This is a genomic window from Candidatus Pantoea formicae (genome assembly GCF_011752625.1).
In the GTDB taxonomy this organism is placed as follows: domain Bacteria; phylum Pseudomonadota; class Gammaproteobacteria; order Enterobacterales; family Enterobacteriaceae; genus Pantoea; species Pantoea formicae.
Genome location: NZ_VWXD01000006.1, coordinates 191922 through 206375, shown reverse-complemented (window position 1 = coordinate 206375; position 14454 = coordinate 191922). Strand labels below are relative to the sequence as shown.

Sequence of the window (14454 nt, the reverse complement as noted above, 5' to 3'; positions counted from 1 at the left end):
TTGATTGTCATGACTCCCTCAACTTTGGATAAAGTTTCTACGATCGGCTGCCGATAATCTCTCCGTTTTAGGGCCAGTGGAGTTCTGCCTTTTTTCATACACACGGGAATGATCATGAAACAGCTATCGATTAGAAATGGAATACGTGCCTTACTCTTCTGCATGACGCTGCTACTGCTGGCGGTAAGTTTTATGGGCATTTATGCCATCAATGCGGGCAACCAGTCATTGGATGCCATCAACCGTATTCAGGGCATTGAGCTGAACAAGCTGTACCAAAGCCGTTCTGAACTGATGCGTGCTCGTGCCAACGCCGCCTTGGCAGTGCGTAAAATTGAAATCGGTTTGTTAGATGATGGGGCTAAAGTGACCGGACAGGCGCAGGCTGCGGTGGATAGCTCGCACAAACTGCTCAAAGCCTTTGTGGATGCAGGTACCGTCACGGCCCACGGTAAGGAGCTAGCGGATGCTATCGTGTCGACCTATACGATTTACGATAAAGAGGGCATTCAACCGATGATGGATGCGCTGACTAAACAGTATACCGATGAGTATTATCAGGTGCTGGAAGGCAAACAATCTCAACTTGCCGCTAACTATTCCAAAGCCGTCAATGATTTCAGTATTTATGCCGATGAAGTCTCCGCTGCGCGCATGCAGCAAGCTGCTGATAATGAAGTAAAAATGAAAGTGCTCATCGGTGTGGCAATGGTCTTAACGCTGCTGCTTATCGTGCTGTCATGGCAGCTTTTGCGCCGTCTGTTTATGGAGCCATTGAATCAAGCCATCAAGCATCTGGAGCAAATCGCGGCGGGTGATTTATCACAGCCGTTGCCGCAAGCAGGCAAAAATGAAATTGGTCGCTTAAACGGCGCATTGGCTGAAATGCAGCTGGCGCTGAGTGAGTCAGTCAGTCAGGTGCGTGAAGCCAGCTTGCAGATTGATGTGGGCAGCCGTGAACTGGCCGCCGGCACAGTCCATTTATCGCAGCGCACTGAGGAATCTGCGGCTTCACTGGAGCAAACCGCTGCCAGCATGGAGCAGCTCACCGCCACTGTGCGTCTTAACGCCAGCAACGCGCAGCAGGCCAACCAGTTGGCCAGCAATGTGTCTGACAGTGCCGATCGCGGTGCCGAAGTGGTGGGCTATGTGATGGAGAAGATGCAGGAGATTACCCAAAGTTCCAACCGTATCGGCGACATTCTCAGTGTTATTGATGGCATCTCTTTCCAGACCAACATCCTGGCGCTCAATGCGTCGGTAGAAGCGGCACGTGCAGGCGAGCAGGGGCGCGGATTTGCCGTGGTGGCTAACGAAGTGCGTACCTTGGCCGGACGCAGTGCCACCGCCGCAAAAGAGATTCGTGAATTGATCAGCGAATCGCAGACGCGCGTCAAAGAGGGCAGCGACATGGCAACCCGCGCAGGCGAAACCATGGATGAGATCTCCAGTGAAGTGATGCGCGTCACTTCACTGATGAAGGAGATTTCGATTGCGTCTGAAGAGCAGAGTCGCGGGATTGAGCAGGTGAATCAGGCGGTGACGCAGATGGATGAAGCCGCACAGCAAAACGCTGCGTTAGTGGAAGAAGCCAGCGCGGCAACGCAATCGCTGGAAGCACAATCACAGCAGCTACAGCAGTCGATGGCGCAGTTCCGCGTGACGACTAATACTATTTAATTATCTCTATACCCGCCCGTTACTGGTAATTGTTCAGCGCCGGCGCGGGTTGGTTCGTGCAGTTTAGACCGCTAAAAAATCATCAAGCCCTTTAGCCTCAATGTGCCTCAATGCCAGTGCAACAATCCCTTTAGGTTTTGTTGCGCCTCGCTCCCATTTCTGGAGACAGGTCGTAGAAACCTCGATACGTTCGGCAAACTGGCTTTGACTCAATTTCTCACGTGCGCGCATCGCCTTGATGCGTTCGCCAGTGATTGAATCTTTCATTGCCTCTAACTTTGCTTCTGCAAAGATTGCATCAGCCTCTTGCATCATATCTGCTGAGATTAGACCCGCCTTAAACTGGCGTTTCATCATTGCGTGCATTTTCAGTACGCGCCTATTAATCCTCATTTTGTACTCTCCTGATTAATAGAGGGTAGCTCTACATAAATCCGATTTTTCTCTAGCTTTTCGATTTGTTCTGCGGTGTAAGCCTTAGCAGCTTTGGAGATTTGTCTGAACACTTTTAGATCAGAGTCATCTATCTCACGCTTGTTTTTAGGGATCTCTTTTTTTTCCCAACCATCGATAAAGTAGAGCTTATCACCATGATGATAGGCAACAATGGTTCTTGCGCTATCTTCGTCACCCAAACGCTTTTTAAACACTCCACCGCCCAATGCGGCTTTAGTTGATCCATTCTTAATGTCTTCGAGAAGCTCAGCTGCAACAGTGCGTAAATCAGTATCACTGATTTTTGATTTCTTTCGCTTCTTGTTGTAGCTCCACTCGACGAAAATTCTTAACTCAATTTCCATTTGATATCGCCCTGGCTGTGGTAAAAAATACTATAGCCAGGATTATTGTAAGATTCAATGCTACAGGCAGGAGAACATCGCGCAGGTGGAAGAAGCCAGCGCGGCAACGCAATCGCTGGAAGCGCAATCACAGCAGCTACAGGAATCGATGGCGCAATTCCGCGTGGTAACCGCGTAAAGCATTAGCAAAGCGCATTAACGCGCGTTGGTATTTTTCTCATCGGGAAAGCGCAAGATCATTTCGGCCAACTGGTCATCTTCTGCCAGAAGATAGGCGGCGGGAATCTCCAGCGCTTTTGCCAGCAGTTGCAGCGTCAGTAAATCAGGCTGGTGCTTACCCACTTCATAGCGATTGATGCGCGCACTGGCGGAAAACTCTTCAATGCCAGCGGCAATTCCTAACCCTTTTTGCGAAAAACCCTTCCCAAGACGCGCTTGTTTCAGGCGTCGGCAGAAAGTGTCTTGCAGGGAGGAGGTCGGTTTCATGGCTACGAGAATCGTAGATTTACTGCTTGTCAGATACTACGAGTAACGTAGTATCGTTATTGAAACGTATAACGATAACTAAGGAGAGTAACGTGGGTGAAACCAAGCAAGACTGGCATCAGGCCGATATCATTGCTGCCTTACGTAAGAAAGGGACTTCATTAGCCGCTGTATCAAGAGAGGCGGGTTTATGCTCGACCACACTGGGCAATGCGTTGATTCGACCTTGGCCGAAAGGTGAATGGCTAATTGCTGAAGCCATTGGTGTTACACCGGATGAAATATGGCCAAGTCGATATTATTCATCACAGGGTGAATTGATTGATCGCCAGGCCAAAATACGCAGGGTGGAGTAAGCAACAAAAAGCCCGCTGGTTAGCGGGCTTTTTTCATCTCAGATCCACTTACTCGTGACTGTCTGGGAACTCACGCATAAAGCGCTCGACGTCATCGACCATCGCATCGTTGCCGCAGAAGAACGGGCAGCGCTGGTGCAGCGTTTCTGGCTGAATATCCAGGATACGGTTGGCACCGTCGCTGGCTTTACCACCGGCTTGTTCAGCCAGGAATGCCATTGGGTTGCACTCATACAGCAGACGCAGCTTGCCTTTCGGGTGGCTTGCGGTGCTTGGATACAGATAGATGCCGCCTTTCAGCAGGTTACGGTGGAAGTCTGCCACCAGTGAACCGATATAGCGCGAGGTGTATGGGCGCTTAGTGGCGATATCTTCTTCCTGGCAGAACTTCAGGTATTTCTTCACGCCCTGAGGGAAGCGAATGTAGTTACCTTCGTTGATAGAGTAGGTGTAACCCTTCTCTGGGAAGGTCATGCGCTCGTGGCTCAGGCAGAAAACACCGAGTGAAGGATCGTAGGTAAAGGCATGCACGCCCACGCCGGTGGTGTACACCATCATGGTCGAGGAGCCGTAAACCACGTAGCCTGCAGCAACTTGCTTGTTGCCCGGCTGCATGAAGTCCGCTTCAGTGATCGGTGTACCCGGCTCGCTGATACGGTGGTAGATCGAGAAGATGGTGCCAACGGAAACGTTAACGTCGATGTTAGACGAACCGTCCAGCGGATCCATCAACACCACATATTTGCCGTCTTCTGAACCTTCGAAGATCACGAACTCGTCTTCTTCTTCGGAAGCAATACCGGCAACCACACCACGCGCTTTCAGGGCAGCTTTCAGTTTTTCATTCGCGAAGAGGTCCAGCTTCATCTGCTGTTCGCCCTGCACGTTTTCCACGCCGCTGGCACCCAGAATATCCACCAGACCCGCTTTGTTGATGTCGCGGTGGATAATCTTCGCTCCCAGCTTAATGGAGGAAATCAGCGCCGTCAGTTCACCTGTGGCGTGTGGAAAGTCGTGTTGCTTCTCGACGATGAATTCGCCTAACGTTTTCATAACACATTCCCTGAATCTACGATGGAGTGGTAGCAGTAGTAACACGCTACCAACGTATGAGCGCAGTTTAGCCGATTGAACTTTAAAAACCATAGTCCTAATCCGTTTCTTCCCACTCTGCTCGGGGTTACACTGTGCGCCGAACTTTTGAGTAATGGATCTCTTTATGCGTATTCACATCCTTGGGATTTGTGGCACTTTCATGGGCGGACTGGCAATGCTGGCCCGTTCGCTGGGACACGAAGTGACCGGCTCGGACGCCAATGTTTACCCGCCGATGAGCACGTTGCTGGAGCAGCAAGGTATTGAATTAACAGAAGGTTACGATGCCAGTCAGCTTGATCCTCAACCGGATCTGGTGATCATTGGCAACGCCATGACGCGCGGCAATCCTTGTGTGGAAGCGGTACTGGAACGCAATATTCCCTACCTCTCTGGCCCACAATGGCTGCATGATTTCGTGCTGCGTGACCGTTGGGTACTGGCGGTGGCGGGGACGCACGGAAAAACCACCACAGCAGGCATGGCTGCGTGGATTCTGGAGGCCTGTGGCCTTGAGCCGGGCTTTATCATCGGTGGGGTGCCAGGAAATTTCGAGGTTTCGGCAAAATTAGGAAAAAGTCCATTCTTCGTCATTGAGGCGGATGAGTACGACAGTGCCTTCTTTGACAAACGCTCGAAATTTGTCCATTACTGCCCGCGCACGCTGATCCTCAACAATCTCGAATTCGATCATGCCGATATCTTTGACGATCTACGTGCGATCCAGAAACAGTTCCATCACCTGATTCGCATCGTACCTGGCCAGGGCAAAATCCTGCTGCCGGAGCACGATCACAATCTCAAGCAGGTCATGGCGATGGGATGCTGGAGCGAACAGGAAACCGTCGGCGACAACGGCCACTGGCAGGCGAAAAAGCTGACGCCTGACTCATCGCATTGGGAAATCTGGCTCGACGGTGAGAAGGTCGGGGAGGTGAACTGGGCGCTGGTGGGTGAACACAACATGCACAACGGGCTGATGGCGATTGCCGCGGCGCGTCATGTGGGCGTGAAACCTGTCGATGCCGGTGAAGCGCTGAGCAGCTTCATCAATGCGCGTCGTCGTCTGGAATTGCGTGGTGATGTTAATGGCGTCAAGGTGTATGACGATTTTGCCCATCATCCCACCGCGATTCACGCTACGCTGGCGGCGTTGCGCAGCAAAGTGGGCGGGACCGCGCGTATTTTGGCGGTGCTAGAACCCCGCTCCAACACCATGAAAATGGGGGTCAGCAAAAACGACCTGGCACCCTCATTGGGCCGTGCGGATAAAGTGTTCCTGTTCCAACCACACCACATCCCGTGGCAGGTTTCGGATGTTGCGGAAGCCTGTATTCAGCCCGCTCAGTGGAGTGCCGACATTGATACGCTGGTAGAAATGGTGGCGAAGGAAGCTCAGCCAGGTGATTCAATCCTGGTGATGAGTAACGGTGGGTTCGGTGGGATTCACCAGAAATTGCTGGAGAGATTAGGGCGTTGATTAAGTGGTGGCCAGGAATGGCCACCCTATCAACCGCGCAATTTCACCGTAGGGTCGCCATTGATGGCGACCTTTTTAATGCGCGCAGTAAACTTACGCTTCTGCCAGCTCGCGCAGATACTGGAAAATCTGACGGGCGGATTTTACCGGCTTGTTCGCGGCTTTCTCTTTCTGTGCATTGCGGATCATGCTGCGCAGTTGCTGACGATCGGCCTCGGGATAGAGGTTAATCACTTCTGCGACGGCGTCATCGCCTTTCTCAATCAAACGATCGCGCAATTGCTCGAGTTTATGGAACAGCGCAACCTGCTGGTTGTGGCGGTTCTTCAGCTTATCCAGTGCCTGACGGATCGGATCTTCGTCGCGCGCGCGCAACATCTTACCGATCAGCTGTAACTGGCGGCGACGGCCTTCCTTCTTAATACGCTGCGCCAGTTCAATGGCGGCACGCAAATCTTCGTCGAGTGGAATCTTGTCGAGGGAGTTTTTCCCCAGATCAACTAACTCGGCGCCAAGGCGTTTCAGCTCTTCGGCGTCGCGTTTAATTTCGCTTTTGCTGACCCAGATAATCTCTTCGTCTTCATCTTCTTCGTTTTGATTATCTGGCACATCGTCGAGCCAGTCATCGGGCTGCTTGGTCATCTCTTGGCTCCCTAAAAAAAAGAGGCTAATCCTACCAGTTTATCGGGCGACTGCGAAATTGTTCTCTGAGTCTGATAGACTCAATAAATTCATACTTAAGATTAGACGGCAGGTCGATGAACGTATCTACTCAGGTTGCAGAACAACGTAAAGTGTTAGAACAGGCTGTCGCACAGGCGCTGGAACTGGCGAAAGCCAACACCGATGGTGCAGAAGTGGCAGTCACCAAAACCACCGGCATCGGCGTCAGCACCCGTTACGGCGAAGTTGAAAACGTCGAGTTCAACAGCGATGGTGCGCTTGGCATCACCGTCTATCATCAAAACCGCAAAGGCAGTGCTTCCTCTACCGATCTTAGCCCGGATGCGATTAAACGCACCGTGCAGGCGGCGATCGACATCGCGCGTTATACCTCGGTCGATCCTTTTGGTGCACCGGCCGATCCCGATCTGCTGGCGTTTGAGGCACCGGATCTCGATCTCTACCACCCGTGGGAGATCGACGCCGATCGTGCCATCGAACTCGCCGCACAGGCGGAGCAGGCTTCGCTGCAGGCAGACAAACGCATTACCAACACCGAAGGCGGCAGCTTCAACAGCCATGTAGGTATCAAAGTTTTCGGTAACAGCCACGGCATGCTGCAGAGCTACTGCTCCAGCCGCCATTCACTCTCCAGCTGCGTGATTGCCGAGCAAGATGGCGACATGGAGCGTGATTATGCTTACACCATTGGGCGTTCAATCGACGATCTGCAAAGTGCTGAATGGGTCGGACAGGAGTGCGCGCGTCGCGTGTTGTCGCGTTTAGCACCGCGTAAGCTGCCGACCATGAAGGCACCGGTGATCTTCGCACCGGAAGTGGCGACGGGCCTGTTTGGTCATCTGGTGGGCATGATCAGCGGCAGCAGCGTCTACCGTAAATCCACTTTCCTGCTGGACTCGCTCGGCAAACAGATTCTGCCGGAATGGCTGACTATTGAAGAGAAGCCGCACCTGCTGAAAGGGCTGGCGTCTACGCCGTTCGACAGCGAAGGCGTGCGCACCCAGGCGCGTGACATCATTAAAGATGGCGTGCTGCAAAACTGGCTACTGACCAGCTATTCGGCGCGCAAGCTAGGTCTGCAGAGCACCGGCCATGCGGGCGGTATTCATAACTGGCGCATCGCAGGTCAGGGTCACAGCTTTGACGATCTCCTCAAGCAGATGGGACGTGGTTTAGTCGTCACCGAAATGATGGGTTCCAGCGTTAGTGCCATGACCGGTGACTATTCACGTGGTGCATCAGGCTTCTGGGTTGAAAACGGTGAAATCCAATATCCTGTGAGCGAGATCACAATTGCGGGCAACCTCAAGGATATGTGGCTCAATATGGTAACGCTCGGTAACGACATTGAAACTCGCAGCAATATACAATGCGGGTCGGTGCTGCTGCCGGAGATGAAAATCGCCGGACAATAAAGACATCGCTTCATGAAAGCAGCCCATGTGGCTGCTTTTTTTTTGCCCGACAATAATACCCCTAAATAATTCGCGTTGCAGAAAGGCGGCAAGCGAGTGAATCCTCAGGAGCTTACATGAGTAAGTGACTGGGGTGAGTGAGCGTAGCCAACGTGTCTGAAGCGTGAAGTATGACGGGGAAATAAGGAATATTTATGCGTAAGCATTTGATTGCAATGTTGTCTCTCTCGCTGTTGTTCTCCTCGGCTAGCGTTTTTGCCGCTGACCTGGAGAAAGATATGGATACCCTGAAAGATGGCCTGAGCGTGGTGAAGAAAACCTCTGATGCTCAGGAAATGCAAACCGCACTCGGCAAGATGCGCCAGGCGGCGGAGGATGCTAAAAAATCCACGCCGGAAAAACTGGAAGGTCAGGCTGCCGACAGTGCCCAGATTAAGGATTATCACGCCGGTCTTGATTCTCTGATTGCGCAGATTGATGTCGTCGACCAGTTGGCGAAAGCCAATAAACTGGACGAAGCCAAAACTGAAGCGAAGAAGTTGGAAGATATCCGTAACGCCAACCATAAGAAATTCCGCTGATAACCCAGGCCAGCACCCCTGCTGGCCTTATTTCTCTCATCAAGCCCGCTTGTTTTAACGCTCATCCTGCCTAAAACCATCACATCTCTGCATTTTGTGACCTGTTTCGCACAGTTCGTGCGTACTGCGATCTGGCGCACACTCAGCCGTGGGATTTCCACTTCGAGGTGGAAAAGATGCGTCTCCACAGACGCTAACGGAAAGCGTAATTTCTTTTCAACGCGAATTATCTCTAATGGTCCGCAGTTAACAGGAGTTACAAGGTGAGGAGTGAAGCTGTCCCGCTGAAACAGAGTACGCCGGAAGCAATTCAGGCGCTGGCGGATAACGTGATGAAGCAGATTGCGGCGATTTACACCGCGCACCACATTGAAGCCAACGCCGTTCAGCAACAGATGCTGGCCTCGCATGTGCGGGCGATGGCAGCGCGTTCCCTCACGGGTGAAGCGCTGCCGGATGTGGAAGCCGAATTGTTTGAAGATATCTCGCCAGAAACCATGGCGCTGGCACAGCAAGTGGTGGATCTGTTTGGCAACCTGCCAAAAGAAGAAGCATGGCTGCTGTCTGTGCACATTGAAGTGGCGAAATCGAACGAAGCATGAATTGAGAGGAAATGAACATGGTAACAGTCGTGATTGGTGATCGTCTGGGTAAAGGCCAGAAAGTAGCAGCCGGTATCGAGAAAGCTGGCGGACGTGCCGTTGTGGTGCCGGGCGTGGCAGCCGACATGAAGCTGGGCGATGTGATGAAAGCGGAAAACGCTGACTTCGGCATCTCTTTCTGCGGCAGCGGCGGCGCGGGTGCTATCACCGCGCAGAATAAATATGGCTACAAAGCCAAACACGGTATGCGTTCGATTGACGAAGGTGTCACCGCCATCAATGAAGGGGCCACGGTACTGGGCTTCGGCTTTATGGATAAAGAAGAGCTGGGTGAACGTCTGGTGCAGGCCTGGAACAAAAAACACGGCAGCTAAGCATGAAACAGCAATATGACACTCAGGTCACGGTGCAGGGCAAAGGCGACAGCAAAGCAAAAGCCTTTGCCGATGCACTGAGTAAGGTGCAGCAGCAAGTGCTGCGCACCAGTCAAAAGATTCTGTTGCGCATTGAACCCATAGATGTGCGGGTGCTGCGCGCACAGGAGAGCGTGCGCACAGAGAAGTTCTTGTTCTTCTTTCTGGCGCGCGAACGGCGGAATTACAGCGTTGAGCTGGAGATCACCGTCAGCGTCACCGTGATTGATACCGATAAGGTGGAATTCACAGCGACTCAATAAAGACGATAACAAAAGGTACAACAACATGTTTTTAATCATTTTGTTTAAGTCGTTGATCATTGGCGGATTGGTGGGTGTTGGGGTAGGAGCAGGCGCGGCGCGCATGTTTCATGCACCGACCACCCAAGGTATGGGCGCGTTTCGTACTTTGGGTGAACTGAACTCCTGCGAAGGCGATCCTGCATCGCACTTCTCCTTTGGTCTTGGCTTCTTCTTTAACGCTTGGGCATCGTCTGTCGCCGCAGGCTCCTTCACACAGGACGTTGACCACCGCATTCTGCCTAACTGGGGTGCGGCAGCGTTGATGGTGAAAAATCGTAACGTCGCGGAAACCCTGCATAACCCGAAACGCATGGCGATTGCCTGCGGCATTATCGGCATGATTGTGGTGGCGTTCCTCAACAGTACCGCTTCTGCAGTGCCTGCTGCGTTGCAGGTGACGGCAGTAAAAGTGCTGGTTCCGGCGGCGAACCTGCTGGTCAATACCGTCATGCCAGTGATCTTCTGGCTGGCCGCGATTGATGCGGGTAAAAAATCCGGTTTCTGGGCGACCATTTTTGGTGGTCTGGCGCAACTGATTATGGGTAACGCGGTACCGGGTCTGGTGCTGGGTATCCTGATTGGCAAAGGCGTGGAAGAGAGCGGCTGGAACAAGGTCACCAAAGTGATGATGTTCGCTATCGTGCTGCTGTTTGCTCTGAGCGGCTTCTTCCGTGGTTTCGACATGAAACTGCTGCAATCCTTCCAACTTGGCATTCCTGGCTGGCTGGACATGATTCACAACAGCCTGAGCGGCAAATAAGGAGCCTCGAGAATGAACGAGACTGAAAACAAAGGGTTCTGGTATGCCGACTGGTCGTTCCCGATCTTTGTTGGCCTGCTGTCCGCCGGGGTGTTTGCCGGTACGCACATGTACTACCTGTACGGCATCGGCGCATTTAACGAAGTGGCATTTGTTTCGATGCTGCGTTCTGGGATGGAAACCGGCGTGTACGGCGCAGTCGCGGCGTTTGGTGCCAGCTTCCTGTTTGCCCGTATCATCGAAGGTTCGCTGGTCGGGATTCTCGATATCGGCGGAGCGATTCAAACCGGTGTGGGCCTGGGCGTTCCGGCCTTGCTGCTCGGTGCAGGCATCGTGTTCCCGGTGGCGAACTTTGCTGCATCACTGGCAACCGGCTTGGTGGTGGGCTTAGCCATTGGCTATCTGATCATCCTGGCGCGTAAGTTCACCATTAATCAAAGCGACTCCACTTACGGTGCTGACGTGATGATGGGGGCAGGTAATGCCTCAGGTCGTTTCCTTGGGCCATTGATCATCTTGTCTGCGATGGCGGCATCGATTCCGATTGGTCTCGGCTCGCTGGTGGGTGCGCTGCTGTTCTATCTCTGGAACAAACCGATCACCGGTGGTGCGATTCTCGGTGCCATGGTGCTGGGCGCGATGTTCCCGATTTCTCTCTGATTTTATGTGTTACCAGGTCGCCATTAATGGCGACCCTACAACGGCTCGACGCGGTTTGTAGGGTTCGGCAGTCGATCGCGGCTCGTGTTTTGTAGGGTGCGCATTTATGCGCACCGGGCAGAATGCACGTTAAGGAGTAAATATGTTTGATCTGATTCTGCGCCGCGCGCGTCTGTGCGACGAACAGCTGGTGGATATTGCTATTCAGCACGGCAAGATTGCCGCCGTGGGTGAAGTGAGCGGCGTGGCACAGCAGGAGCGCGATCTGGCGGGGCGCTACTATGTCAGCGCAGGCTGGATCGACAGCCACGTACACTGCTATCCAAAATCCCCGATTTATCATGATGAAGCCGATGCGATTGGCGTGGCACAGGGTGTGACCACTGTCGTCGACGCAGGCAGCACTGGTGCAGACCACATCGACGATTTCTATCAACTTACCCGTTCTGCCACGACACAGGTGCGCGCCCTGATCAACATTTCGCGCACCGGCATCATCACGCAGAACGAGCTGGCAGACATGGCGCAGATCGACGGCGAAGCGGTGGTGCAGGCAGTGAAGCGTCGGCCAGACTTCATCGTGGGTCTGAAAGCGCGTATGAGCAGCAGCGTGGTGGGTGAAAACGGCATTCAGCCGCTGATTCGCGCCAAAGCGATTCAACAGGCGGCGGGAAATCTGCCGCTGATGGTGCACATCGGCAACAATCCACCGGTGCTGGAAGAGATCGCCGATCTGCTCACCTCCGGTGACATCATCACTCACTGCTTTAACGGCAAACCGAACCGCATTCTGTCGCCACAAGGTGAACTGAAAGCTGCGGTAAAAAATGCCATCGCGCGTGGTGTGAAGTTGGATATCGGCCACGGCAGCGCCAGCTTCAGTTTTGAAGTGGCCCGTCAGGCCATCGCACAGGGCATTCTGCCCGACACCATTAGCTCCGACATTTACTGTCGCAACCGCATCAATGGCCCGGTACACAGCCTGGCGCATGTGATGTCGAAATTCTTCAGCATTGGCATGACGCTGCCGCAGGTCATTGACTGCGTCACCTGTCATGCCGCGGCTGGCCTGCGCTTAGCGGGCAAAGGGCGCTTAACCGAAGGTTATGACGCCGACCTGACCATTTTTACCGTCAAAGAGGAAGCCCTCCCGTTCGTCGATGCTGAAGGCGAACGGGTTTTGGGTGAGCAACATTTGCTGCCGCTGGCCGTGGTTGTCGCGGGTGAGTGGCATCTGACTGATGAAGGGAAAACCAATCATGTCTTCGATTTATGAAAAATATGACCTGAAACAGGTCATCAATGCCTCCGGTCGTATGACCATTCTGGGTGTTTCAACGCCTTCCGCCGATGTGGTGGAGACCGTCAGCTACGGTTTGAATCACTATTTCGAGATCAAAGATCTGGTCAACAAAACCGGCGCTTACATCGCGAAGTTGCTGGATGTCGAGAGCGCGGTGGTGGTCTCCTGTGCGTCTGCTGGCATCGCACAGAGCGTGGCGGCGGTGATCGTCAAAGATAACGACTGGCTGCTGGACAACCTGCATGCCGCACCGCTGACCGTGCCGCACGACATCGTGGTGCCAAAAGGCCATAACGTGAACTTCGGTGCCCCGGTGGGCGCAATGGTGGCGCTGGGCGGTGGACGTCTGGTTGAAGCCGGCTACAGCAACGAATGTTCGCCTGAACAGCTGGCCGCAGCCATCACGCCAACCACGGCGGCGCTGCTGTACATCAAGTCACATCACTGCGTGCAGAAAAGCCACCTCAGCGTGGAGCAGGCGGCGGTCGTCGCCCGCAAACATGGCATTCCGTTAATCGTGGATGCGGCGGCAGAGGAAGATCTGCAGTGCTACTACCAGAAGGGCGCGGATCTGGTGATCTACAGTGGTGCCAAGGCGATTGAAGGACCAACTAGCGGATTGGTGATGGGGCGTACCCAGTATGTTGAATGGGTCAAACGTCAAAGCAACGGCATTGGTCGCGCCATGAAAGTCGGCAAAGAGGGCATTCTTGGCCTGACGCAGGCAATTGAAAACTATCTGGTGCAGCCAAAAACGACGGGCGCTGAGATGGTGGCCAACATGACGCCGTTTATCGACAACCTCAACACGCTTAACGGCGTGACGGCGCGCGTGGTGTGGGATGCGGCGGGGCGCGATATCGCCCGTGGGGAGATCAAGTTTGATGAAGCGGTAACGCAGTGGCCAACCGGTGAGCTGGTGCAGGCGCTGAAAACCGGCGACATCGCTATCTATTTCCGTGGCTACAAAGCCAACGAAGGCATTATCGAAGCCGACGTGCGCAGCGTCAGCGCTGACCAATTACACATCATCTTTAGCCGTATCCAGGCGTTACTCAGTGGAGGAAAACGCGCATGAGTCTGAACCCGAATTTTTATCAGGGCCGTCTGTGCCTTAACGTCCTGGCCGGTTCAAAGCAGAATGCCAAAGAGATTTGGCAGGCCGCAGAAGGCCATGTGCTGGTCGGCGTACTGTCAAAAAACTACGCCACCAACGAAGAAGCGATCGCTGATATGCGCGAGTATGCCGCGCTAATCGATAATGCCCTGTCAGTAGGGTTGGGCGCGGGCGATCCGAATCAGTCGGCGATGGTGAGTGAAATCTCTGCGGTGCTGCAACCTCAGCACGTCAACCAGGTGTTTACCGGTGTCGCGACCAGCCGTGCTTTGCTCGGCCAGAATCACACCGTGGTGAACGGTTTGATCTCACCAACCGGCACGCCGGGCTTGGTGAAAATCTCTACCGGACCACGCAGCTCACAAGCTGAAGATGCGATTGTGCCGATTGATAGCGCCATCGCGATGCTGCAAGACATGGGTGGCAGCTCGGTGAAATACTTCCCGATGGGCGGTTTGAAAGCGGTGAATGAGTATCGTGCGGTGGCGGAAGCCTGTGCGCGTCACGACTTCTGGTTGGAACCGACTGGCGGCATCGACCTCAACAATTTCGAAGCCATCGTGCAGATTGCGCTCGATGCGGGTGTCAGCAAAGTTATCCCACACGTCTATAGTTCGATTATCGATAGCGCAACCGGTGACACGCGCATTGACGATGTGCGTCAGCTTCTGGCAACGTGCAAGAAATTGCTATAACCCATCAGTAACAGGTGAGGCT

At 53.5% G+C, this 14454-nt stretch carries 18 protein-coding genes; 13 read left to right on the top strand and 5 right to left on the bottom strand.

Translation table 11 applies throughout. The features are described from left to right. Positions 1–114 precede the first annotated feature (114 nt). Positions 115–1680 (top strand): methyl-accepting chemotaxis protein, encoded by a 1566-nt coding sequence (locus tag F3J38_RS18395; RefSeq protein WP_167140817.1) that lies wholly within the window; start codon positions 115–117, stop codon positions 1678–1680. Between the two features lie 63 nt (positions 1681–1743). On the opposite strand, the gene F3J38_RS18390 is transcribed toward F3J38_RS18395, so the two are convergent. The 3 genes from F3J38_RS18390 to F3J38_RS18380 form a co-directional block, all read right to left on the bottom strand. Further along, positions 1744–2073 (bottom strand): helix-turn-helix domain-containing protein, encoded by a 330-nt coding sequence (locus F3J38_RS18390; RefSeq protein ID WP_052696599.1) that lies wholly within the window; start codon positions 2071–2073, stop codon positions 1744–1746. Then, a complete protein-coding gene (locus F3J38_RS18385) occupies positions 2070–2480 on the bottom strand; it encodes a type II toxin-antitoxin system RelE/ParE family toxin (RefSeq protein WP_167140816.1) in 411 nt (136 codons plus the stop codon). Before F3J38_RS18385 ends, F3J38_RS18390 begins: the two co-directional genes overlap by 4 nt. A gap of 195 nt (positions 2481–2675) precedes the next feature. Beyond that, entirely contained in the window at positions 2676–2966 is a 291-nt protein-coding gene (locus F3J38_RS18380) for a helix-turn-helix domain-containing protein (protein ID WP_167140815.1), read from the bottom strand. 92 nt (positions 2967–3058) lie between these two features. On the opposite strand from F3J38_RS18380, the gene F3J38_RS18375 reads away from it, so the two are divergent. Next, positions 3059–3322 (top strand): helix-turn-helix domain-containing protein, encoded by a 264-nt coding sequence (locus F3J38_RS18375; RefSeq protein ID WP_167140814.1) that lies wholly within the window; start codon positions 3059–3061, stop codon positions 3320–3322. Between the two features lie 48 nt (positions 3323–3370). Here the strand turns inward: F3J38_RS18375 and fbp are convergent, their stop codons facing one another. After that, positions 3371–4375, bottom strand: coding sequence for a class 1 fructose-bisphosphatase (gene fbp / locus F3J38_RS18370; RefSeq protein ID WP_034829242.1), 1005 nt, complete (start codon positions 4373–4375; stop codon positions 3371–3373). 166 nt (positions 4376–4541) lie between these two features. Between fbp and mpl the strand changes: the two genes are divergently transcribed. Next, positions 4542–5897 (top strand): UDP-N-acetylmuramate:L-alanyl-gamma-D-glutamyl-meso-diaminopimelate ligase, encoded by a 1356-nt coding sequence (gene mpl, locus F3J38_RS18365; protein ID WP_167140813.1) that lies wholly within the window; start codon positions 4542–4544, stop codon positions 5895–5897. A 93-nt stretch (positions 5898–5990) separates the two neighbouring features. Here the strand turns inward: mpl and yjgA are convergent, their stop codons facing one another. Continuing rightward, positions 5991–6539 (bottom strand): ribosome biogenesis factor YjgA, encoded by a 549-nt coding sequence (yjgA, locus tag F3J38_RS18360; protein WP_167140812.1) that lies wholly within the window; start codon positions 6537–6539, stop codon positions 5991–5993. Positions 6540–6655: 116 nt separating this feature from the next. On the opposite strand from yjgA, the gene pmbA reads away from it, so the two are divergent. The 10 genes from pmbA (at position 6656) to dagF (ending at position 14432) form a co-directional block, all read left to right on the top strand. After that, complete coding sequence (gene pmbA / locus F3J38_RS18355; RefSeq protein ID WP_167140811.1) at positions 6656–7996, top strand: metalloprotease PmbA; 1341 nt, start codon at positions 6656–6658, stop codon at positions 7994–7996. A 194-nt stretch (positions 7997–8190) separates the two neighbouring features. Then, positions 8191–8577 (top strand): cytochrome b562, encoded by a 387-nt coding sequence (gene cybC, locus F3J38_RS18350; protein ID WP_084937191.1) that lies wholly within the window; start codon positions 8191–8193, stop codon positions 8575–8577. A gap of 263 nt (positions 8578–8840) precedes the next feature. After that, positions 8841–9179, top strand: coding sequence for a glycine dehydrogenase (locus F3J38_RS18345; protein ID WP_167140810.1), 339 nt, complete (start codon positions 8841–8843; stop codon positions 9177–9179). A gap of 17 nt (positions 9180–9196) precedes the next feature. After that, entirely contained in the window at positions 9197–9553 is a 357-nt protein-coding gene (locus F3J38_RS18340) for an SFCGS family glycine-rich protein (protein WP_009087404.1), read from the top strand. A 2-nt stretch (positions 9554–9555) separates the two neighbouring features. Continuing rightward, positions 9556–9855, top strand: a complete 300-nt coding sequence (locus F3J38_RS18335; RefSeq protein ID WP_084937187.1) for a DUF4312 family protein — start codon at positions 9556–9558, stop codon at positions 9853–9855. Positions 9856–9880: 25 nt separating this feature from the next. Further along, the gene (locus tag F3J38_RS18330) at positions 9881–10657 is read left to right on the top strand and encodes a DUF4311 domain-containing protein (protein WP_034829226.1); all 777 of its coding nucleotides are present in this window, start codon (positions 9881–9883) and stop codon (positions 10655–10657) included. 12 nt (positions 10658–10669) lie between these two features. After that, positions 10670–11317, top strand: a complete 648-nt coding sequence (locus F3J38_RS18325) for a DUF4310 family protein (RefSeq protein ID WP_039331390.1) — start codon at positions 10670–10672, stop codon at positions 11315–11317. A 142-nt stretch (positions 11318–11459) separates the two neighbouring features. Continuing rightward, positions 11460–12593 (top strand): amidohydrolase/deacetylase family metallohydrolase, encoded by a 1134-nt coding sequence (locus F3J38_RS18320; protein ID WP_167140809.1) that lies wholly within the window; start codon positions 11460–11462, stop codon positions 12591–12593. Continuing rightward, on the top strand, positions 12577–13698 hold the full coding sequence (locus F3J38_RS18315) for a DgaE family pyridoxal phosphate-dependent ammonia lyase (RefSeq protein WP_167140808.1): 1122 nt from the start codon (positions 12577–12579) through the stop codon (positions 13696–13698). Before F3J38_RS18320 ends, F3J38_RS18315 begins: the two co-directional genes overlap by 17 nt. Then, positions 13695–14432: a 2-dehydro-3-deoxy-phosphogluconate aldolase gene (gene dagF, locus F3J38_RS18310; RefSeq protein ID WP_167140807.1), complete on the top strand. Its 738-nt coding sequence runs from the start codon at positions 13695–13697 to the stop codon at positions 14430–14432. The genes F3J38_RS18315 and dagF overlap by 4 nt, the downstream gene beginning before the upstream one ends. Positions 14433–14454: the final 22 nt, after the last annotated feature.